This window comes from Bacilli bacterium (genome assembly GCA_035326105.1).
In the GTDB taxonomy this organism is placed as follows: Bacteria; Bacillota_I; Bacilli_A; order RFN20; family CAG-826; genus UBA7706.
Map to the genome: position 1 here is coordinate 13,319 of DAOKYO010000001.1, position 21,863 is coordinate 35,181.

The following is a 21,863-nucleotide window of genomic DNA, read 5'->3' on the forward strand; positions in this document are numbered from 1 at the left end:
TTTTTATTCTCTTTTTTTTGCTATCATTTAGAAAGAGGGATAACTTATGTCAAAAAAGCAACCTGTTATTTTTATTGGCCACGGCTCGCCAATGAATGCCATCGAAGATAATATATATACGCACGGGTGGCAAGAAATTGCTAAAAGGATTGTCCGTCCAGACGCAATTCTTGTTATTTCCGCTCATTGGTTTACCGACAAAAACGTCATCAATAATTTAGATTTACCGCGCCAAATTTATGATATGTATGGATTTCCGGCTGAATTATATCAGTTGAAATATCATCCTCCGGGTAGTCCCCGTCTAGCTGAGCAAATTATCCGGCTTACTCAAGGCGAAATCCAAGTTGATAATAGTTGGGGAATTGATCACGGAACATGGTCCGTTTTATCAAAAATGTTCCCGCAGGCCGATATTCCGGTCCTACAATTGAGCGTTAATGGCAATATATCAGCAGACGAAGCCTTTAATATCGGCCGGGAATTATCTTCTCTGCGCGATAAAAATGTTTTAATCATCGGCAGTGGCAATATCGTTCATAACCTTCGGCTTATGGATTCCCGACACCTTGATGACCCATTTATTTGGGCTCAAGCGTTTGATGATGAAATAGAAAAAGCAATCTTGGATCGAAAATTCGATAAGGTCACTTCCTATACTTCATTATCGGGCAGCCATTTAGCCGTTCCCTATCTTGATCACTTTTATCCTTTGCTATATATTCTGGGCCTAGTAACTTCGAAAGATCAGATTGAAGTGTTCAACAAAGGTTATACGTTTGGATCTCTATCGATGACAAGCTATTTGTTTATAGATTAAAAGATAATAGTTCGATATTAAAAAAGCCTCCCGATAAAACTTCGGGAGGCATTTTTTATTAGGCAAATTTCTTAACGCGGTCAAACCGTTTTTTAGCTTCTTCTTGGGCTTTGTTCAAGAGGAATTCGGCATTGTCCGGGTTCACCGCCGGCAATTGAGCAAACCGTGTCTCACCCATAACAAATTCTCTAAACTTGCTGTAATCGGGTTCCTTACAGTCGATCTCTAAGCCTGATTTATCAGCAACTTCTTTGCGTGGGTCATAGCGGAATACTGGCCAATAGCCACATTCAACCGCTTTTTTCTCCACTGTGTTGTGGTTGGACAGTCCACCTTTAATGCCATGCTCCGTACATGGAGAATAGGCGATAATAATCGAAGGTCCATGATAGGATTCGGCTTCCTTGAAGGCTTGAATGGTCTTCATCGGATTGCCACCGAGTGAAACCTGAGCGACATAAACATCGCCATAGGCCATCGCCATAAGCGCTAAATTCTTCTTGGCTCCAGTCTTACCGCTGGCAGCAAACTTAGCGATAGCGCCGGTTTGTGTCGATTTGGAAGCCTGGCCGCCGGTATTGGAATAAATTTCGGTATCAAGGACAAGGATATTAACATCCGCGCCACTGGCCAAAACGTGATCTAAACCACCATAACCGATATCGTAAGCCCAGCCATCGCCACCGACAATCCAAATTGATTTATCAAGGAAATCCGCCTCATATTTCAGCGCTTCTTTTATCGGTTCATTAGCGCTCTTCTTCAAGGCTGCAATCAAACCGGGAATAATCTTCCGTGAAGCTTCCCGATCTTTAATGCTCTTCTCATATTCATCAATCAGCGCTTGCAGTTCAGGCTCAACTTCCGCCTTATTGGCATCGAGAATTTTGCAAATGGTCGATAACTTGTAGTCATTAGCCGTCCGCATACCGAAGCCAAATTCGGCGTTATCTTCAAATAAAGAGTTGGCCCAAGCCACACCATCACCGTTCTCATCCGAAATAAATGGCGTGCCCGGAGTGCTGCCACAATAGATTGAGGAGCAACCGGTCGCATTGGCTATCATCATATCTTTTCCGAACAGTTGTGTAACTAAACGATAGTAAGGAGTTTCACCGCAACCAGCGCAAGAGCCACTGATTTCGTGATAAGGACGAAGGAATCCAACACCCTTTGGTGAGTTCGTCGGGAACTTATCCGCCTTATAGGAAACGTGTTGATATAGGTAATCAGCACCGGCTTCCAACGGATATTCGCCACGGGCTTCGACCATGGTAAGGGCCTTTTGTCCGCCCTTGCCTGGGCAAGTGACGGCACATAGTCCACATCCGACACAGTTGGCCGTTGAAACCTGAATCCGGAACTTAAATTCTTTGACATTTGGTCCCATCGCTTGAAGCACATCATCCTTGATGACTTCCGGCATCCCCTTCATCTCTTCTTCGCTGATTAAGAAAGGCCGAATTGTAGCGTGGGGGCAGACAAACGAGCAGGTATTACATTGAATACAATTGTCCTTGTTCCAATGCGGAACCATAGAGGCAATTTTCCGTTTTTGTTTGAATGTAACGTTATTCTGCATTGTTCCATCGAGAAGTTCATCCTTAGTGAAACGGCTGACTGGTAAATCGTTACCTTCCAATTTATCGATTGGAGTCACAAATGTATCAAAATAGTCATCACCGGTGGTAACTACTTCTTTTACCGGCTTCAACTTAATCCACTCGGCTTTTACTTTTACTTCACGGAGACCCTCGGCCCCCATGTCGATCGCTTTATAGTTCTTTTGAACAATTTCGTCGCCCTTACGACCATAGGTCTTTTTGGCGAGTTTCTTCATCCAATCTTGGGCCTCAGAATAAGGCATAATATCCTGATTGAGATAGAAGAACGCCGCTTGTAAAGTCGTATTGGTGTGACGTCCCATGCCAATGCTTTCCGCAATTTTATTTGCATCGATAGCATAGAATTTTGCATGCTTCTTGGCTAGGAGATACTTCATCCGATTCGGCATCGTTTTTTCCAATGTCTCATCGTCCATATCGGTGTTAAGCAGGAAGGTTCCTCCCTCACCGAGATTTCTAACCATATCAAATTGGAAAAGATAGGAATCAAGGGAACAGGAGACAAAATCCGCATTCTCAACGTAATAGGTTGAGTGAATCGGCGATTTGCCAAACCGCAGGTGAGAGCGAGTTGCTCCGCCTGACTTCCGCGAGTCATAGGCAAAGTAAGCTTGCGCGTATTGTCCGGTGGCATCACCAATAATTTTAATGGAAGATTTATTGGCGCCAACCGTTCCATCCGAACCTAATCCGTAGAACAAGCAGGAACGATAGTCATGCTTGAGGACATACTCTTCATCCGGAGAAACACTCAAATGGGTGACGTCATCCTCGATGCCGATAGTAAATGAGTTCCATGGCTTGTTGTCAAGGAAGTCAAAGACGGCTTTAATATGCTTCGGCTGAGTGTCTTTACTGCTAAGTCCATAGCGACCGCCGACAATAACGTCGACTTGCCGACCGACTTGGGCAAAGGACGTAACTACATCCACATATAACGGTTCACCCAAGGCGCCGATTTCTTTTGTCCGGTCCAAAACGGCAATTTTCTTAACCGTGCTTGGGATAACGTTAACCAAGTGCTTGGCTGAAAAAGGACGGTAAAGATGAACTTTAACTAATCCAATCTTTTCTCCTTTTCTATTTAAATCTTCGACCACTTCCGTAATTGTCTCGGTAACTGAGCCCATCGCAATGATGACTTTGGTCGCATCTTTAGCGCCCACATAGACAAACGGAGCATATTCACGGCCGGTTAGCCGGCTTGCTTCGGCAAAATACTTCTCAGCAATTCCGATAACCGCGTCATTATGTAGATTCGCGGCTTCTCTTCCCTGGAAGTAAATATCATCATTCTCGGCCCCACCGCGAGTAACCGCGTGGCCATGAGGATTAAGTGCCCGTTTCCGGAATTCCTCAATCTTATCTAAAGGTAATAGTTTCTTCCACTCTTCATTATCGACAAATTCAATGTTTTGAATTTCATGCGAGGTACGGAAACCATCAAAGAAGTGAATAACCGGGTTCATAGATTCCATGGCCACAAGGTGCGCCACCGGCGCCAAATCAGCCACTTCTTGAACACTATGAGCACAGATCATCGTCGCACCGGTTTGCCGAACGGCATAGATGTCCTGGTGATCACCAAAAATAGAAAGCGCCCGGGTCGCAATACTACGAGCCGCAACATGGAAGACAGCAGGTAACATTTCGCCCACGATCTTATAAATATTTGGAAGCATCAATAAGAGTCCCTGTGAAGCGGTATAGGTAACGGCATAAGAGCCGGCCTGTAAGGCACCATGGACTGCGCCCGCCGCCCCTGCTTCCGATTGCATTTCAACGACTTTTACCGTGTTATCAAAGAAACTTTTCTTTCCTTGAGAAGCATAGAGGTCGATGTATTCCGCAATAGGGGACGATGGTGTAATAGGATATATCGCAGCGACTTCAGCAAAGTTATAACTTTCTAAGGCTGCTGCCGTATTTCCATCGACGGATAAGAATGATTTTTTAATTTCTGACATATTTTTCCTCCATCATTTCATAACCGCTTTTTATTATACAATAATAAACATCTAAAATTAAGGTTTCCCTCCACTTTTTTCAAAAAAAATTGCCCGTCTACCAAATGCCGGCTTGTGGGTCAAAAAGATATTTACTTTTTATTTCGATTTTTAATTTCGCGCAAAATAAGTTTTTTTAACAAAAGCAAATCTTTATCGCTAAGAGTGACATTTTTATTGACGATTCCGCTGGACCCGATTGTCATCTTGGCAAAAACAAATTCCCCAATTGAACTATAGCGATCTAGTTCATCGCGCTTTATATGTAATTTCTTGGAGGATTTGCTTTTTTGTTTGACAATCCCGGCAATGTAAATTTCGATGCTCGGAATCAGTGTTAGAAGATCATAGTCAAAATCCATATTAACCAGGGGGTCAAAGAAACTTAAATCCAAGGCTACAACATCCGAGTAAACTCCGATTAATTTTGCGAGATCATCGCGATTGAGATATTTTTGCGCTTGGCCTCTTTTTAAAGCGGCCAGATAACGTCGCGCTAATGTTAGATTCATTTTGCCCATTTTATGCTCGCTCCTGATACTCATATTATACGCGCTGGAATTAAAAATAAAAAACTCCCTCGAAAGGGAGAATTTATCTCATGGTGAACCGTTAGGGACTCGAACCCTAGACCCGCTGATTAAGAGTCAGCTGCTCTACCAACTGAGCTAACGGTCCGCAACAAAGCGTTGTTATTGTATATCAAGAAACGATTTATTGCAAGAAGGAAAAAAGGCTTAGAGTTTTTCTCTAAGCCTTTAGTAATCAGAACTATTTAGGATTATTAGGCGAGTGACAAATCACTGACCGAAATAATGCCCAAATTCGGATTGGTGTACCAACCAAGAATACCACTATAGTTAAACTTGGCTCCAGCCGATAATGAACTGAAGAACCCAGCAATCGCGGTTTGATTGGCGGAACCGATATGATAGGAAACATAGATTGAAACTTGGGTGTCACCTAACATACAGACAATATTGGAGTGAGTTTTACCATCCGTTGGAAGCGCACTAATTGTGTTTCCATCTTTATCCGTAAACTTAACAAATTCAAGACCATTTACCTGGACGAGTGTTCCGTCGTAATTGGTAACGGGGAACATTTGTGTCATCGGATCAATTTCAAAATCAGAGCCGGTAAGCGTCTTGACTTCGCCGAGCTCGAATCCGACCGGCTTTTCCACTTCAACCAGACTTTCAATAAAGCTGACTTCGGCCAAACCATTGTAAGGTGAATATTCACCAATGGCCTTAACATAGTCACCAATTTGAATGTCCCGAGTTGATCCATCAAGCAAAGTTATTTGACTACCGGAGGTAGATAACTTATATAAACCAATGGCATATCCATATTCTTGGATATAGGCGATATCAAAGTCAGGCATAATAGCCGTAACTTCGCCCTCAACCCAAACCCGTTCTTTACTTGTAGCTTTAGTCCGGATTTCGCTCAACGGCATTTTTTCGAATTTCTTCTCAGGAGCTTTGAAAACAAAGGTGTAAGTCATCGGATCGGATTCAACGCCATCAAAAATGGCCTTGGCCGTCAATGTGGCACCGATATTATCGCCGCCCACTTCCGGATAATTTGGAGTGGCAACAATGTGGTGATTATCGTCTTCGGCACCGAAAGAAAACACGCTGCCTGAATTTGGCACCCATTGAATGCCAACCGGATGACCACTAACTGTAAGTTGAGTCGTGATGGTAACCGTTTCCTCGGTATTGCCATCTAGTTCGATTGTCTCGGTGTTTAACATTCCGCGATTGTTGTAAATCAAAATCGCCGGATTGTTGATTGCTGTCGAGACCAACGAGGAAGCATCAACACTTTCACCGCTGCCGGAACAACCGACAAGAGCAAAAGCTGCGACAAGACCAAAAATTGTTGAAGTTACTTTTTTCATTATTTTTCTCCTTGTTATTTCTTGATATATGGTTTCAAAGTCGTCAATATGTCGGCTAAAACACCATCAACCGTCGCCCCTTCATCATTGAAAACGCGGGGGACAATGTTGCTTACCGCCGAACGAATCTCTGAAGAGCCATAGAATCCTGGATCAACAAACTTTACCCAAGAACTGTCTTCGGCATCATAAACATCAACATTCAATTGAGCCGCATTAATTACTGCCAATTGGGAAGCTGTTTTACCATCGGTATTGCTTAAGAAATCAAGATAGGTCTGAGTGTTAGCCATTGTTTTAGTAACCGGATAATAAGCCGTTCCTAAAGCAAATCTATCATTAACCTGGGTGGTTAAATACTTAATCAACTTCCAGCTATAAGCTTTTGCTTCGTCGCTGCCTTGATCAAATAACATCAAGTTAGTTCCCTGGGAGATAACATACTTGGTCTCTCCTTGGTTAAAAGGAATGGCGTTGATGCTTACTTTAAAAGCATTATTCGGTGGAATGTTCGAAGTGACACCCGCCGAAGAAGAAATTGTAAAAATAGTCTTATTGGCATTGAATGGTGTCGAGGAGAAACTTGATTCACCCCAGTTTTGAGGAACACCAATAACGCTTTCATGCGCCATCTCTTGGAAGAACGATAAGGCAGCACGGGTCTCAGCTGAATCAAATTGGAGATACCCGCTGCGGATATCATTACCCATCTCGGTATAAGTTCCACCCCAATCACGGACAATCGTGATAAAGAAGTTTGCCGTTGAATCCCATGAGAAAGGACGGAAGTTGTTTTCGTTGGTCTGTGTTAAATCCAATAAAACTTGAGCCTTTTCTTCAGAAGTCAATTTATCGCCCGCCGGAACCAAAATGTTTCCGTCTAAATCGATATATTTTCCGTAATAGTCGCCGTCTTTCATAATTGTAAGAATCTTTTCACCGACAACCTTTGCTTCTTGCCAGGTCTCTGGAACTTTAATGGTGTTGGTTTCATCCTTGGCCATAATCCAATCAACGAACGTTTGATTGGCCACCATTACTTCCGTCGATTTGTTGAATGGAAGCCCCATGGTGTATGGATTTTCATAGTCATTAGTCCCATCCTGATTTTTGTGGAAAGCCAAACTTTGATTTTCCACAAGATAGTCTTGGTTGAAATCGGTAAGATCAACACCATCTTCGCCCGCGATATAACTGTCAAGCGGTAAAAGAATGTTAGCCATCATATAGCTTGCCATATGATCTGGATAACCAACAGCGATGTTGGGATAGGCTGAATTTGAAACTGAAAGATTGATGGCTTGCTGTAAATTGTCATATCCACCTTTAGTCTCATACTTAATCGCAAACTCCGGATTTTCACTCTGGAATTGATCGATTAATGGCTGTAATACGCCGTTGACCGTAGCCCCGAATCCCGTCCAAAAAGTAATTGACTTCTTGTTTCCGCATCCCGAGAGAAGAGCAACAGAAGTAAGCGCCGCTAAACTTAAGAAACGAACTTTGTTTTTCATGTCCTCTGAAAAACTCCTTTCAATTGTTTTTTTGCAACAATCTATATTCTAACCATACTCTATTTTAGCCTTTAATTCCACTTCTGGAAACACCACGCATGATATATTTCCGGAAGAAAATAAAGACTAACAATAAAGGTGCTGTAACAACCATGGAGCCAGCAATCTTGACGGTATCCTCGCTTTTGAATTCACTGGTAAATAAACTCATTAAGCCGTTGGAAACCAACTTCATATCCTGTCCCGTGATTGGGTTAGTACCACTTGCAATTAGGTTCGGCCATATATAGGCATTCCACGAACCCATCATATTTAAGATGATGATTGTTACTATGGTCGGCATGGCGATTGGAACCATGACTTTGACCAAGTAGTGGAATTCTCCATAACCATCAACTTTCGATGCCAAGTATAATTCATTTGGAATTTGCTGGAATGTTTGTCGCAGATAGAAAATATAGAAAACGCTGATACCATGTACCAAAATCAAAGCGGCGAAAGTATTTGCCCATTGCAATGAAATTGCCGTCTGATAGTTAGTGATAATCATCATTTCGCCTGGAACCATCATCGTTGCCAAGAAGACGGTAAACAGAAGATTTTTTCCTTTAAATTCTAAGCGAGCAAAAGCGAAGGCCGCCAAAACTGAGGTAACGACGGTAAATGCGGTTGAAGCAATTGCCACGATGGCCGTATTGAGAAAATACTGCCCGAAGTTACCTTTAGTCCCAAAAATCTTTGAGAAATTCAAGAACGATATCTCATTGAATGGAATAAATAAGCGAAGAATTTTTCTTTGCTGCTCAATCTGGTAAGCGTCCGATGATTTTAATGAAGTAACAATCATAAACCAGAACGGTAGCAAAATAAACAAAGCGAATAAAGTCAAAAAGGTAAATAGAAGAACCCGAGAAATAACAAATTTGGTCTTCCAAATCTTCCGTTCTTTTTCACTAGCGAAGTACATTTCATGTTGTGCCATAAGATTTCCTCCTTAGTAGTGAACGCGGGTTTTCGAAACCTGCATCTGTATCACGGTAATCAAAAGAATGATAATCAATAGAACAACCGAACCGGCTGCCGCTACTGGAAGTCTCAATTGACGATTAGCATAAATATAACCAACAACTGTCAACCATTCGGTGGTTGACGCACCGCCGAAGTCGCCAGCGCCATTATTAGCTGATCCGTTGCCGAATAGAGACATAACTCCCGTATAGGCTTTAAATGAACCAATAAACGACGTAATTGTAATATATAGTAACTGAGGGCTGAGTAGTGGAACTGTTATTCGCCTAAAAATAGTGAATCGACTGCTGCCGTCTATTCTAGCCGCATCGTAATATTGACGATCAATACTGGCAAGGCCACTCATAAAAACGAGAATTTTAAAGGCAATCCCGGTCCAAACTGTATAGGTAATAATAGCCACGCCCATGGTGAATCTCGTCGGAGCGATAACCCCGGAGATACCCGTTGAAATCCACGACCGCGACGAAACGCCAAATAGGGCCATAAGTTGATTGACTAGCCCCGATTCATACGGGCCAAACATAACATTAAACACCATTCCTAGAGCAATCGTATTGGTAACATACGGAAGAAAGAAAATGGTTTGATAAACTCCGCGCATCCACTTTAGCGAGTTCAGGAAAACCGCAATCAGTAAGGATATGAGAATAGTCAACGGAACCGAAACCAAAGTAAGAATAGCTGTATTAAGAAGCGAGCGTAGAAAATCCGAACTCGTTAATACATAGTAGAAATTTTGAAAACCAAATGACGGGGCGGTAACCGGCGTCAAAAGATCCGGGTTTTGGGAGTTTGCCAACTGAACAAAATAATTGCTGAGGGCAAAAGAGCCCGCGCCATCTTGCCAGTTAAAATTATTAATAAAGGCAATAATGGTGGTATTGATGATTGGATATACCGTAAATATTGTTAGAAAAAATAAAGCTGGTATCAAGGCAATCCACGCCTTGGCCGAAATTGATATATTGCGTTTAGGCTTGCGGGTTTCTAAGGTCGGGCGTTCGCTGAGTTTTAGCGAAGTTCCGCCGGAAGAAACTTCCGCATCGGGACTTTTTACGATTTTTCTCATGCCGCCTCCTTATTTAATTCTCTCGCCACTCTCTTCAAAAACGTAGAAGCGCTTGGCGAACATGTCGATTCTGTCTTTTCCAAGAATATCTTTTCTTAATTCCGATGGAATAATAACCCGGACTTTGGAATTTTCCTGATCATGAACTTTACCAATAATGGAAATATCCCGTCCGATATGTTCAATATAACGGATGTCCAACGGAATAATGCCTTCGCTTTCGACTTTGACTAAAGAGAAAGACTCTGGTCTGATACCAATTATCACTGGACGATTTACGCCTAACGAAGCCCGATAAGAAAATACCTTTTGCTTAAAATCATCGGCCTTTAAATGGCACCCGTTGTTAGAAACATATAGATAAATGTTTTCCAAAGTGAGAGCAAACGGAATCTTTTCCGGTTCTCCCGATGGAACCGGGTTGCCCTTAGTAGGAACAAAGGGCTTAACCGCTTCGCCGTTAAGCATTGTCATATATTCTTCAAATGAAGGTTTAAACCCAAATTCGGCAGCAATTTGGAAAATACCCTCATCCAATAAAGAGAATTTTCCCTTGCTCTTGTAACCCGAATCAAACAATTTGCCATCAATATATAATTTGCCGGCTTTTAATTCGCCTTCAAAAATGTTGATCGCCGGGTTACCGAGGAATTTGGCGACAAATAAGTTGGCTGGTTCATCATAAACGGTTTGCGGTTCGTCAATTTGTTGAACGACACCGTGGTTCATAACAACGATAACATCAGAAATCGACATCGCTTCTTCCTGGTCGTGGGTAACGAAAACGGTTGTTACTCCACTTGAACGTTGAATACGTTTAATTTCTTCCCGAGTCTGTAACCGCAAGCGGGCATCAAGGTTGGATAATGGTTCATCGAGTAACAAAACCCGCGGACGTTTAGCCAAAGCCCGAGCGATTGCCACCCGTTGTTGTTGTCCGCCGGATAATTCCTTTGGTTTTCGATCCAAAAGATTTCCGATATCAACCAAATTAGCGGCCTCTTGAGCCAATGTTTCCATTTCTTCTTTGCTTAACTTTGGACGAACGTTATACAAAGGAAATTGAATGTTTTGTCTTACGCTTAAATGCGGATAAAGGGCATAGTTTTGGAAAACTAATCCAATTCCCCGATTTTCCGGCGGAACGTTAGTAACATCCAAATCGCCAAACCAAATTTTTCCGCCAGTTGGTTTATGTAATCCAGCAATCATATAAAGAGTGGTGGATTTTCCACATCCTGATGGACCTAATAGGCCCAATAATTTTCCGTCGGGAACGATGATGCTCATGTCATCAACGGCATGTACATCCTCACTGATACCTTCTTTAGTTTTTCGTCCGGGGAATATCTTTGTTAAGTGTTCAAGCTTTACTTCCATGGTTTTTCCTCCTACAGAACACACTGCGTTTAGCACTAAATTATATTAGCATACTTACTTCTTATTAACCACCGAAAAAAATAGAAAAAATGTAAGGGCTTACTTAAAAAATTACTTAAAAAGCCCATATCATCGGTATACGGGCGATAAAACAAAGCTTGTCGACATATTTTTACCGAAAAAACCAGTTAAATTCAACTATTATCGATTCCGCTCTTCTTCTATTTCCTTCTTTGCCTGAGCAATTTGATCCGCATTTATTCTTGCCTGCGTTACAATTTTTTTATCGAATCTTTCCTCTTCGTTTACATCATTGAAAATTAGCGACTCACGCCGGTTAACCGTAATTGAAAGGGCCAATAAATCCGTTAAACTACGCCTATCTTTTCTAATCGCCGCCATCGCGAAAGAAATTATGGGCCCCCCAAGAAATAGGCCGATATAATTTATCAGAATAAACGATAATCCGCGAAAAACAATTTGCCCTTTATCCATCCGGTAGCCCAGAGAATTTGCATGGGCGATACCCAGCGACCACTCGCCCAACGTAGCTCCATCTTTAAATAAAAGTGGGGTTGCCAGATATACTATTAAAACCATCGGTACCAAGGATATAAGATGCGCCGCTCCCTGACGGTTACTCAGTTTATTGTTTAAGTCGGAATAAGCGGGATTAATCTCCAAATCATCGATTGCTTTTTGATATAAATCTTTATAAAGCGCTTTAACATCCGCTTCCTTATCGTCAGGATAAGCGACTTTCCAAGGCTCGTTATCAGGAATATCCACATACCAATTAAAGAGCGTATCTTCCGCGTCTTTCTTTAAAAAATTACTATAGTATTCTTCTGAAGAATAATTTATAGAGGCCAATCCACTCGTAACATAATAGTTATAAATCGCCTTAGGATACTCTTCTTCGCTATAAGCGATAACTCCTCCGTTATCTTCTCCACTTTGAAAAAGGCCGGATGATATTTGAATGGCGTAAGCCTGATCAGCCAGTTCGTTTCCTTGATAGTATTGGTTAACAATGGGTACGGCAATATAAGAAAAAAGCATGGCTGCGCCAAAAAAAACAATGGCAACATCGATGATTATCGAAAATAAGCGCCGAAAAGTATCCGCTAAGACAATATGCTTGCTTTGCATTTATTACTTGCTCTTTTTTGAGTCATCGCCGTCATCTTCAAGATGACTTGATTCCTTATCTTCATACTCGGCATCAACCACTTTTTCATCTTCGCTTAAGCGATCATAGAAGGAATTTGATGCATTCTTCTCCGTTTGTTCTTGCGCAGATGGCTTTTCAAAAAGCGGTAACGGATCAAGTTCATCTTCTTCCATTGCATCACGATAAATTTTGGCTTCCTTCGTATCAACCGGCCGTGTGCCGGCGATAAAGTCGTGGGCAGCTCGAGCCTTTTTGCCAAACATCAGCATCGTGAATGAAATGAATGTGGTGATGAAGCTTGTCATATATCCCAGCAAAATTTCAAAGATGAAAGTTGCTAGATAGCGGGCGACAATTTGCCACCATCTCGCCTTATATCCGTAGGTGTTAACAACTCCCAAATTGAGAAGTTTCTTACCTAAGGTAGCGCCACCGGCAAAAACAAGTGGGAATAAAAGGTAAACGATCATACTGGAAACAACCATTGAAACAATTAAAATCATATTGTTGTAACTGATAGTTTGCGCATGGTCGGGTTCGGCATTAAAATCCGATACTGCATTGGAATAGTGACTTGTAAAAAAGGTCGTTAAATCACTATCCGTGGTGTCTGCCTTAAAATAGACACCCTCCGGTAAAAAGACATCCTTGCCGACTTCTTCGCTGCTTGATCCTTCACTGGTAGTTTGTGATTCCGAGGTAACCGCGCTCGTATCACTGGGGTTTTCGCTGCTCTCAAGTCCACTGGGGGAAGCAGGAGCAGTTAACGTAAATAAGGAATCTTCAACATCCGCTTGCAGAATGTTGGCAATATACCATTCGGTAGGATCATTGGCAAAATCTTCTCCCATGGCATCCTTAATTGCTTGGTTAGCGCCGGCTCGTTCTGGGTCTTCGTTATTTAAGTCATTAATCCGCGCAACTTTATAAACTGTGTAATATTCATATACCGCCTGCGAGTATTTAGCGGCATCAAGCGAGGTTATTTTAAAAGTCCCGTTTTCAATATCATCGCTGGTCGGTTCGGAAATTTCCGAACCGTTGCCATCAACATAAGTAACTACGTATAAGCGCGAGTCTTTTTGATCATTGGTAAAGGTGGTCCGTCGCTCGGAAATAGCGACTGCCCCATCCATAATTGGATTCATCACCCCCAAGTCAACCGCAAAAAGAGCAATAACAAAAAGAAAAAGGTCTATTACTGCTGCTCCAATCCGTCTCCCTGGTCGGGGTAAAGGAGCGGTACGCGCTTCCCGAGGTGATTCTTTAACTTTTAAATTAGCATTTTCTTCCATGTTTCTATTAATTCCTTCTTAAAACGACATATAAATATTATATAGGTTAATTGAAAATTATTAAAGAATAAAAAAAGGCCCCCGTAATTACACGAGAGCCATTTTTTGTTTGCGTCCAATAACCAATTACTTAATGATTTCGGTAATGGTACCAGCACCGACGGTCCGGCCGCCTTCACGAATAGAGAACTTAGTTCCTTGTTCGATCGCGACTGGGTGAATAAGTTCAACCGTAAGTACAACATTATCGCCAGGCATAACCATATCAGTACCAGCTGGTAAAGTGATAACACCGGTAATATCGGTAGTACGGAAGAAGAATTGTGGACGGTAGTTGGAAAGGAAAGCCGTGTGACGGCCGCCTTCTTCTTTGGTTAAAACGTAGACTTGAGCCGTAAATTTGCTATGCGGTTGAACGGATCCGGGTTTAGCAAGGACTTGTCCACGCTCAACTTGATCACGGTTAACACCCCGGAGCAAAACACCAACATTGTCTCCGCCTTCGGCGAAGTCAAGGGTTTTACGGAACATTTCTAGACCGGTAACAACACTGCTGATTGTTGGCTTAATACCAATAATTTCAACCGTATCGTTAACTTTGATAAGTCCCCGTTCAACACGGCCAGTAACGACGGTGCCACGACCGGAAATGGTCATAACGTCTTCGATTGGCATTAAGAATGGGAGTTCATTGTTACGAACTGGGTCAGGAATGTAAGCGTCAACGGCATCCATAAGTTCAAGAATAGCTTTTTCTGACTCTTTGTCGCCATCGAGAGCTTTCCGCGCTGAACCACGAATGACCGGGACTGAATCGCCAGGGAATCCGTATTCGGTAAGAAGATCACGAACTTCCATTTCAACGATGTCAACGAGTTCTGGATCGTCGACAAGATCAGTTTTGTTTAAGAAGACAATAATGTAAGGAACGCCGACTTGCTTAGCAAGTAAGACGTGCTCACGGGTCTGTGGCATAACACCATCAGTAGCGGCAACAACAAGAATCGCACCATCCATTTGGGCGGCACCGGTAATCATGTTCTTGACGTAGTCAGCGTGCCCTGGGCAGTCGACGTGCGCATAGTGACGCTTCGCAGTTTGGTATTCAATGTGAGCAGTATTAATTGTAATACCACGAGCTTTTTCTTCCGGAGCACTATCGATTTGATCGTAGGCCATCGCTTTCGCACCACCTTGTTCCGCGAGGACTTTGGTGATGGCCGCCGTTAAAGTGGTTTTGCCGTGGTCAACGTGACCAATGGTACCGATATTAACGTGGACTTTACTTCTGTCAAATTTTTCTTTTGCCATGTGAATTTCCTCCTTGTGAGATCGTCTGATAATTCAACGATATCATAATAGCAAAGTTTGAATAAAAATCAATATCCGGCAATAAGCCGCTTGCGCGGCAATCAGCGGGCCGAAACGCCGCCTGATTTCTTAATAATTTCGTCTTGGACGAAGCGAGGAGTTTCACCATAATGATCAAACTGCATCGTATACATTCCACGACCTTGCGTCATCGAACGAAGATCGGTAACATAGCCAAACATTTCGGCTAACGGAACTTCGGCTTCGATGATTTTGGCATTACCACGATGAGATTCACCCGTCATGTTTCCACGCCGGCGAGCAATATCGCCCACAACATCACCGTAATAATTTTCCGGAACCGTAACTTCAACTTTCATAATCGGTTCAAGAATTACAGGATTACACTTTTTGGCCGCTTCTTTTAATGCCATAGAGGCGGCAATTTTATAAGCGGCTTCCGAAGAGTCAACTTCATGATAGGATCCATCAAAGAGTGTCGCTTTGATATCAATCGCCGGGAATCCGGCAACCAAACCGCGATCGAGAGCATCGCGCAAGCCATCGTTTGTTGGCTTAATGTATTCTCTAGGAACACTTCCACCGACAATGGCATCGACAAATTCATATCCTTTGGTCGGATTGGGTTCGAAGCGAATCCACACGTGTCCGTATTGTCCGCGACCGCCTGATTGCTTAATGTATTTTCCTTCACACTCCGCACTCGAACGAATCGTTTCCCGATAATTAACTTGAGGAGCACCAACGTTAACATTAACGTTAAATTCCCGCCGTAAACGATCGACGATGATATCAAGGTGAAGTTCGCCGACACCAGCGATAATGGTCTGACCCGTTTCGCTATCGGTACGAACTCTGAATGTTGGATCTTCCTCGGCCAGTTTCAATAGTCCCACCATCATCTTTTCTTGATCGGCCTTGCTCTTGGGCTCAACCGCTTCTTCCAAGACAGGATCGGGGAATTCCATTCTCTCAAGAATAACTTGGAAGTCCTCGCTACAAATCGTATCGCCGGTCGTCGTATTTTTGAAACCAACAACCGCGCCGATATCTCCAGCGTGAAGTTCATCCACTTCTTGCCGATGATTACTGTGCATTAATACAAGTCGAGCAATACGTTCCTTGACTCCTTTGGTGGAGTTGAGAACATAAGATCCACTTTTTAATACGCCCGAATAAACCCGAACATATGCCAACCGGCCAATAAATGGATCGGTCGCAATTTTGAAAGCCAACGCGGCTAAAGGGGCATCGTCATCTGATGGGCAATCATATTCCGTACCATCAATTTTTTCGCCCTTAGCAGCCGGGACATCAATCGGTGATGGAAGATAGTCAATGACGGCATCAAGCAAAGGTTGAACACCCTTGTTTTTGTAAGCTGATCCGCATAGTACGGGGAAGAACTTACCGGTCAAAACCGCTGCCCGAATCGTTGATTTGATCATCTCAACCGGTGGTTCTTCACCTTCGAGAACAATCATCATTAAATCATCGTTGAAATTGGCAAGGGCCTCTAATAATTTTTGGTGATACTCGTGAGCTTTATCCTTTAATTCACTGGGAATTTCTGTTATGGACGGAGCGTCATTGAGATTATCATCATAGACAATTGCTTCCATCTTTATTAAATCAATCATTCCAATGAAAGTATTGGATGCACCTATCGGGAATTGAATGGCGGCGGCATTCGCTCCAAGGCGTTCGCCAATTGAAGCTACCGACATTTCGAAGTCGGCTCCGATCGCGTCCATTTTATTTGCAAAAACAATCCGAGGGACGTGATATTTGCTAGCTTGCCGCCAGACCGTTTCCGTCTGGGGTTCGACACCATTTTTTGAATCCAAAACCGTGACCGCACCATCTAAAACCCGTAGGGAGCGTTCAACTTCAATCGTGAAGTCGACGTGCCCGGGAGTGTCAATGATGTTAATTCGATTGCCTTTCCAAAAAGCGGTTGTCGCGGCGCTAGTAATAGTAATACCGCGCTCTTGCTCTTGAGCCATCCAGTCCATGGTAGCTGCGCCTTCATGAACCTCACCGATTTTATGAATTTTTCCGGTGTAGTAGAGAATACGCTCGGTGGTGGTCGTTTTACCAGCATCGATGTGCGCCATAATACCGATATTGCGCGTATGAGCTAAATCATATTCACGTTGTGCCATAACTTAGCCCTTCCTTAGTAACGATAATGCGCATAGGCTTTATTGGCTTCCGCCATCTTATGCGTATCGTCCCGTTTCTTTACAGATGCACCGACACCATTAGCGGCATCGATAATTTCTCCGGCAAGTTTCTCTTCCATCGTCTTTTCATTTCTCAGACGCGAATAATTAACTAACCAGCGTAGTCCTAATGTAACCTTGCGTTCAGCGGTGACTTCGGTAGGAACTTGGTAGTTCTGACCTCCAACACGACGAACTTTTAGTTCCACCTCGGGCATGATGTTGTTTAAGGCTGTGGCAAATACGTCCATAGCCGGTTTACTAGTTTTTTCTTCAATTCTATTAAACGCATTGTATAAAATGGTTTGCGCAGTTCCGCGTTTTCCATCGTACATAATTTTGTTAATAAGACGTGTTACAAGTTTTGAACTATAAATTGGATCGGGCAACACATCGCGTTTAGCAACGCTTCCTTTACGTGGCATATAAAATTCCTCCTTCCTTAATACTGGAAAATATACCTCTTATTTATAAACAGTTACTTAGCCTCTTTTGGCATTTTGGTGCCATAGAGTGAACGTCCTTGACGCCGTTTTTCGATACCGGCACAGTCAAGCGTACCACGAATTATGTGATAACGAACACCAGGTAAATCCTTAACACGACCACCGCGAATCATCACGGTTGAGTGCTCTTGAAGATTGTGTCCTTCACCACCGATATAGGCAGTAACTTCATAACCATTGCTGAGACGCACACGGGCATATTTCCGTAATGCAGAGTTTGGTTTCTTTGGGGTCATAGTTCCAACACGAGTACAAACCCCGCGCTTTTGTCCAGATTCCTGATTGGTTTCTTTTTTAGCGAGTGAATTCCATCTCTTGTTAAGAGCCGGTGACTTTGATTTGTAAGCTGATTGACTACGGCCTTGGCGAACTAATTGTTGAATAGTTGGCATTAGCGAGTCCTCCTTCCTTTCTTACTTTTAAGTTAAGTTTGATTAGGCACACATTTCCGGGCGTATCATCTTTCCTAAGAAAAAAAGCGCCAAAAGCACCTAAACACACATAGCGATTATAGCGATTTAGATAATTGTTGTCAATAAAATAAATACCATTTATAAAATAAAAATGTTACTTTACAATTGTTGTGAGACCTTTCTTAGGAATTAAAAAAGTTGCGATGTTGGAAATGACATCAACCACTGAATATCACCATTTATTTTTCTCTGCATACCAAATTGCTCTAACTGGTTTGTCCAAGAAATATCGCATTGGATTTTTGAGTTGTCTACATAATATATACAACTTATGTGTCATGCGTACTTCAGGGATTTGAAAATATCGTTGATTGATTGTTTTTTGAAGAATTTGGTCGCACATCATTTATAACTCTGCAGTAAATGTCATTTATGGAGCAAAAACCTTATTGCTCTCATCGGCTTTTTTATCACCCGAATTAAAATCAGTCTAAAACAAAATTTCCTTTATATGATCAACTATTTAAGGGCAAATTGAATAGTCACTTTTGACCGGGAAAAATCCGTCACCTCAAATCCAATATTGAGCAATTGGTCTTCATCGGTTCGAATACTAAAATCCAAATTAAACTTATCCCCAAGGTAGTATATATCTTCATTGGAAGCATTTTGTCCCTGAAGGAGTTTATCCCCGCCTGATTTTGCTAACAATTCATAAAGAACCGGAGTCCCTTGCTCCGCAAGAGTGGCGGTGAGTGAATTATTATAGCGAAAACTGGCGCTTTCGATCGAAACTCCGTCATTCTTATATCGATATGTCACCTCGGCATTAACGTGATATAACTTTATGCCGTAATTAGTAAATAAACGACTGCTGCTTCCCATGGTAGCATCATAATAGTTGAGTCCGGTCGGCGCATAAAATTCAAGCAAATAGTACTCGTTAAATACCGAACCATCAAACCCGGCGGAAAAAAGAATGACATCGCCGCTGGTATTAAACGGCCGGATAGTGATAGGACCATCGCCGGTAATAACATATGGATTAGTCCATCCTAAAAGCATTTTAGAAAAAGCGGTATGATCGCCGATTGAACTGTCCATCATATCCATGCCGCCAGTAGGAGAAAAAGTTCCGTTAAGAGTCGTATTATAATAATCCTCAAGCCCAAGTAAATGGCCCATTTCATGAATGAAGGTATGGGCGTCGGGAAGATTTTTTGTTAAAGAATAATCCGGATAAAGAAAATAGTAGCTAGCCCAAGCGTAGCCGTTGGCGCGCAAATTTGAATTTCCGTTATTGATATCATGCGCGGTAAAAGCCCAAAACAAACTGCCGGAATCATTTTTTTCAATCGGTCGGGTGATACTCGTATTGCCGATGGGATGCGAATAAACCAAAAACACAGAATCAATAATGCCGTTGTTATCCGTATCATATTTATCCGTAAACATCTGCTGATCGGTAATGTTTTGTAAATAGTTTGCAACCGCCAATCGCAAGATATCGTTAGTAAGCGCAGTTTTACTATAGGAAGAATTGCCGCCTTCAAACGCCGTTATCTTTTCAAGTATCGCTTCATCCGTTACTCGGTACCAATCTGCGACATCACCCGTAAGATGAAATTTTCCGTAGGAAGATTGATCATAATAGCTTGCTACCGATTGCCAAATGGAAGATTCCTCCGTTCCAAAAAAAGCATTATGAATAATGGTCTTAGCAAAATCGCCGCCGCCGGGCAAGTCACTGGAAGGATAAGCAGGGAAATCAATCGGCAAAACCAAAACGCTATTTGTTCCCTGTGAAGATAGATTGTATCTGCGTGAATATTCGCCATTGTTAAGTTGATAAAACTGAGTAAAGGCCGTTTCATCTAAATTGGCATGATAATAATTCGCCGCCTCAGGAAGCGAAGAAATCTCATTAAACGAGACAAATTGATAAAATGTGCTTTTTATGGTAAAAGTACAACTGCTTAAAAGAAGCAATCCGCCGATTATATTACCGAAAAAAAATGATTTCTTACTCATATCCCCATTATAGTGGCTTTTAGCCGAGAAAACGAACAAATAAAAGCATTATTGTGCCGTAAATTTTATGGTCGCCGAATCATCAGAAATCGACAACACCTCAAAAGAATAGCCGATTTTTGATCCATCGTTGAAATTTCCCAAAGACAAAGATTCTCCCGCCAAGAAAAGGGTTTGGTTATCCGCGACCGAATCACGGGTAAATCTGCTCGTTCCATCAACAATTGAAAGGAAAGGATAATTATCGGTAGCTATGCTCCGTGATGGTGTGTTTGAATGAGCGATTTCAGTGAAGAAAATGCTATTGCCAATTTGATAACCCTCACTGATAGCATCGACATAGGAGAAACTTTGCAAGTCAAAATTCTCATCATACCGGGTTTGAACCAGCCGAGCGTCAACGTGATAGGCGCGAATGCCGGAGATTGTAAAACCCTGATAATTATTATCCGGATAAGGAGCTTGAGAATCTTTTTCGTTCAGTCCTCTTGGCTCATAGAACTCAAGCAAAATATATTCGTCAAACGGGAGTCCGTTCCAAGAATTATTGATTAAAATGGCATCTTGATTGGCGTAAGAAGGGCTGATGGTAATTGTGGAGGAATCCGTGACGACAGTTGGTTCAATCCAGCCTAACGCAATCTTCGAAAACGCATTATGATCGATAATATTGGCATCCATCATGTCGATATACCCCATGGGAGCCGCTTTACCATCATAGTCATAGTAATCATCAAGTCCCAGTATATGTCCCGTCTCGTGAATAAATGTATGGGCATCGATTCCCGATGTTCCATAGCCATCTTCAAGGAAGTGATAACTGGCCCAGGCGTAGACCCCGGGGATGGGTTTTCCAGCTGTCGGAGTTAAATAGTCACTTTGATAATACCAATAAGTATAGGCCCAGAAAGTATCGCTCATCGATGTGCTCTGCGCATATGTTGGCGCCGCATAAACCAGCCATAAAGCATCGATATTACCATCATTGTCCAAATCATATTCGGCAAGAGTCGAAGCGCTTAAAGACTTATACACTTCCTCCAGAACATAATAGGTTGGATCAAGATATTCACGGCTGCCGCTGATTGAATCGAGATAATTGCTCCGGATACTCAAATTTACCCAAGGCGTGACCTCGCCCGTTATTGTAAGCCGACCATAACTGGATTCGTGATAGAAACTGGCCACCGATTGCCAAGAGGTATCATCGCTGCTGCCAAAGAAAGCCTTATCCAAGCGATCGAGAGCATCAGCAGGAAGACTGTTCTTATAGGAGTTTGAAAAATCAACCGGCACAACTAATATTTTTTGATTGCCAAGACTTGGAAGAAATTGCGTTCCCTGTGCTTGTCCGTATTGATAATAGTTTGCCGACAGCGTATCGGCCTTATAATATCCGTCTGTAGAAGATGGCGGAATATATGTTTGCGAATTGGAACTTGAAAAATTAAATATTCCCGAACAGGAACTTAAAAGAAACGCCGAAGCCACTACTCCAAGCCATATTTTTTTTCGTCTCATATTGAATGCTC

Annotated in this window: 15 protein-coding genes, 1 tRNA gene and 1 pseudogene; 1 reads left to right on the forward strand and 16 read right to left on the reverse strand. The window is 42.4% G+C overall.

The window, feature by feature from the left end:
• Window positions 1-46 precede the first annotated feature (46 nt).
• On the forward strand, window positions 47-820 hold the full coding sequence (ygiD, locus tag PKC96_00075) for a 4,5-DOPA dioxygenase extradiol (protein HML99722.1): 774 nt from the start codon (window positions 47-49) through the stop codon (window positions 818-820).
• 58 nt (window positions 821-878) lie between these two features.
• On the opposite strand, the gene nifJ is transcribed toward ygiD, so the two are convergent.
• The 16 genes and pseudogenes from nifJ to PKC96_00155 form a co-directional block, all read right to left on the reverse strand.
• Window positions 879-4,403 carry a pyruvate:ferredoxin (flavodoxin) oxidoreductase gene (gene nifJ / locus PKC96_00080; GenBank protein HML99723.1) on the reverse strand — a complete coding sequence of 1,175 codons (3,525 nt, stop codon included), beginning with the start codon at window positions 4,401-4,403 and terminating at the stop codon, window positions 879-881.
• 140 nt (window positions 4,404-4,543) lie between these two features.
• Window positions 4,544-4,972, reverse strand: coding sequence for a hypothetical protein (locus tag PKC96_00085; protein HML99724.1), 429 nt, complete (start codon window positions 4,970-4,972; stop codon window positions 4,544-4,546).
• 81 nt (window positions 4,973-5,053) lie between these two features.
• Window positions 5,054-5,129, reverse strand: a tRNA-Lys gene (locus PKC96_00090).
• 106 nt (window positions 5,130-5,235) lie between these two features.
• Window positions 5,236-6,360: a hypothetical protein gene (locus tag PKC96_00095; GenBank protein ID HML99725.1), complete on the reverse strand. Its 1,125-nt coding sequence runs from the start codon at window positions 6,358-6,360 to the stop codon at window positions 5,236-5,238.
• A 14-nt stretch (window positions 6,361-6,374) separates the two neighbouring features.
• Window positions 6,375-7,874 (reverse strand): extracellular solute-binding protein, encoded by a 1,500-nt coding sequence (locus tag PKC96_00100; protein ID HML99726.1) that lies wholly within the window; start codon window positions 7,872-7,874, stop codon window positions 6,375-6,377.
• Window positions 7,875-7,938: 64 nt separating this feature from the next.
• Window positions 7,939-8,856, reverse strand: a complete 918-nt coding sequence (locus PKC96_00105; protein HML99727.1) for a carbohydrate ABC transporter permease — start codon at window positions 8,854-8,856, stop codon at window positions 7,939-7,941.
• 12 nt (window positions 8,857-8,868) lie between these two features.
• Window positions 8,869-9,975, reverse strand: a complete 1,107-nt coding sequence (locus tag PKC96_00110; protein ID HML99728.1) for a sugar ABC transporter permease — start codon at window positions 9,973-9,975, stop codon at window positions 8,869-8,871.
• A 609-nt stretch (window positions 9,976-10,584) separates the two neighbouring features.
• Window positions 10,585-11,355: pseudogene (locus PKC96_00115) on the reverse strand (ABC transporter ATP-binding protein).
• Between the two features lie 201 nt (window positions 11,356-11,556).
• Window positions 11,557-12,507 carry an RDD family protein gene (locus tag PKC96_00120; protein ID HML99729.1) on the reverse strand — a complete coding sequence of 317 codons (951 nt, stop codon included), beginning with the start codon at window positions 12,505-12,507 and terminating at the stop codon, window positions 11,557-11,559.
• Window positions 12,508-12,510: 3 nt separating this feature from the next.
• Complete coding sequence (locus PKC96_00125) at window positions 12,511-13,824, reverse strand: RDD family protein (protein HML99730.1); 1,314 nt, start codon at window positions 13,822-13,824, stop codon at window positions 12,511-12,513.
• A 126-nt stretch (window positions 13,825-13,950) separates the two neighbouring features.
• On the reverse strand, window positions 13,951-15,135 hold the full coding sequence (tuf, locus tag PKC96_00130; GenBank protein HML99731.1) for an elongation factor Tu: 1,185 nt from the start codon (window positions 15,133-15,135) through the stop codon (window positions 13,951-13,953).
• 101 nt (window positions 15,136-15,236) lie between these two features.
• Window positions 15,237-17,321: an elongation factor G gene (gene fusA, locus PKC96_00135; protein HML99732.1), complete on the reverse strand. Its 2,085-nt coding sequence runs from the start codon at window positions 17,319-17,321 to the stop codon at window positions 15,237-15,239.
• Between the two features lie 14 nt (window positions 17,322-17,335).
• The gene (gene rpsG / locus PKC96_00140) at window positions 17,336-17,806 is read right to left on the reverse strand and encodes a 30S ribosomal protein S7 (GenBank protein ID HML99733.1); all 471 of its coding nucleotides are present in this window, start codon (window positions 17,804-17,806) and stop codon (window positions 17,336-17,338) included.
• Between the two features lie 53 nt (window positions 17,807-17,859).
• Entirely contained in the window at window positions 17,860-18,279 is a 420-nt protein-coding gene (gene rpsL / locus PKC96_00145; protein ID HML99734.1) for a 30S ribosomal protein S12, read from the reverse strand.
• 540 nt (window positions 18,280-18,819) lie between these two features.
• Window positions 18,820-20,331: an immune inhibitor A gene (locus PKC96_00150; GenBank protein HML99735.1), complete on the reverse strand. Its 1,512-nt coding sequence runs from the start codon at window positions 20,329-20,331 to the stop codon at window positions 18,820-18,822.
• A 48-nt stretch (window positions 20,332-20,379) separates the two neighbouring features.
• Window positions 20,380-21,852: a hypothetical protein gene (locus PKC96_00155; GenBank protein ID HML99736.1), complete on the reverse strand. Its 1,473-nt coding sequence runs from the start codon at window positions 21,850-21,852 to the stop codon at window positions 20,380-20,382.
• Between the last annotated feature and the right edge of the window lie 11 nt (window positions 21,853-21,863).

Coding starts and splice junctions, on each gene's coding strand:
- ygiD (HML99722.1), top strand. CDS start 47: ATGTCAAAAAAGCAACCTGTTATTTTTATTGGCCACGGCTCGCCAATG.
- PKC96_00085 (HML99724.1), bottom strand. CDS start 4,972: ATGGGCAAAATGAATCTAACATTAGCGCGACGTTATCTGGCCGCTTTA.
- PKC96_00095 (HML99725.1), bottom strand. CDS start 6,360: ATGAAAAAAGTAACTTCAACAATTTTTGGTCTTGTCGCAGCTTTTGCT.
- PKC96_00100 (HML99726.1), bottom strand. CDS start 7,874: ATGAAAAACAAAGTTCGTTTCTTAAGTTTAGCGGCGCTTACTTCTGTT.
- PKC96_00105 (HML99727.1), bottom strand. CDS start 8,856: ATGGCACAACATGAAATGTACTTCGCTAGTGAAAAAGAACGGAAGATT.
- PKC96_00110 (HML99728.1), bottom strand. CDS start 9,975: ATGAGAAAAATCGTAAAAAGTCCCGATGCGGAAGTTTCTTCCGGCGGA.
- PKC96_00120 (HML99729.1), bottom strand. CDS start 12,507: ATGCAAAGCAAGCATATTGTCTTAGCGGATACTTTTCGGCGCTTATTT.
- PKC96_00125 (HML99730.1), bottom strand. CDS start 13,824: ATGGAAGAAAATGCTAATTTAAAAGTTAAAGAATCACCTCGGGAAGCG.
- tuf (HML99731.1), bottom strand. CDS start 15,135: ATGGCAAAAGAAAAATTTGACAGAAGTAAAGTCCACGTTAATATCGGT.
- fusA (HML99732.1), bottom strand. CDS start 17,321: ATGGCACAACGTGAATATGATTTAGCTCATACGCGCAATATCGGTATT.
- rpsG (HML99733.1), bottom strand. CDS start 17,806: ATGCCACGTAAAGGAAGCGTTGCTAAACGCGATGTGTTGCCCGATCCA.
- rpsL (HML99734.1), bottom strand. CDS start 18,279: ATGCCAACTATTCAACAATTAGTTCGCCAAGGCCGTAGTCAATCAGCT.
- PKC96_00150 (HML99735.1), bottom strand. CDS start 20,331: ATGAGTAAGAAATCATTTTTTTTCGGTAATATAATCGGCGGATTGCTT.
- PKC96_00155 (HML99736.1), bottom strand. CDS start 21,852: ATGAGACGAAAAAAAATATGGCTTGGAGTAGTGGCTTCGGCGTTTCTT.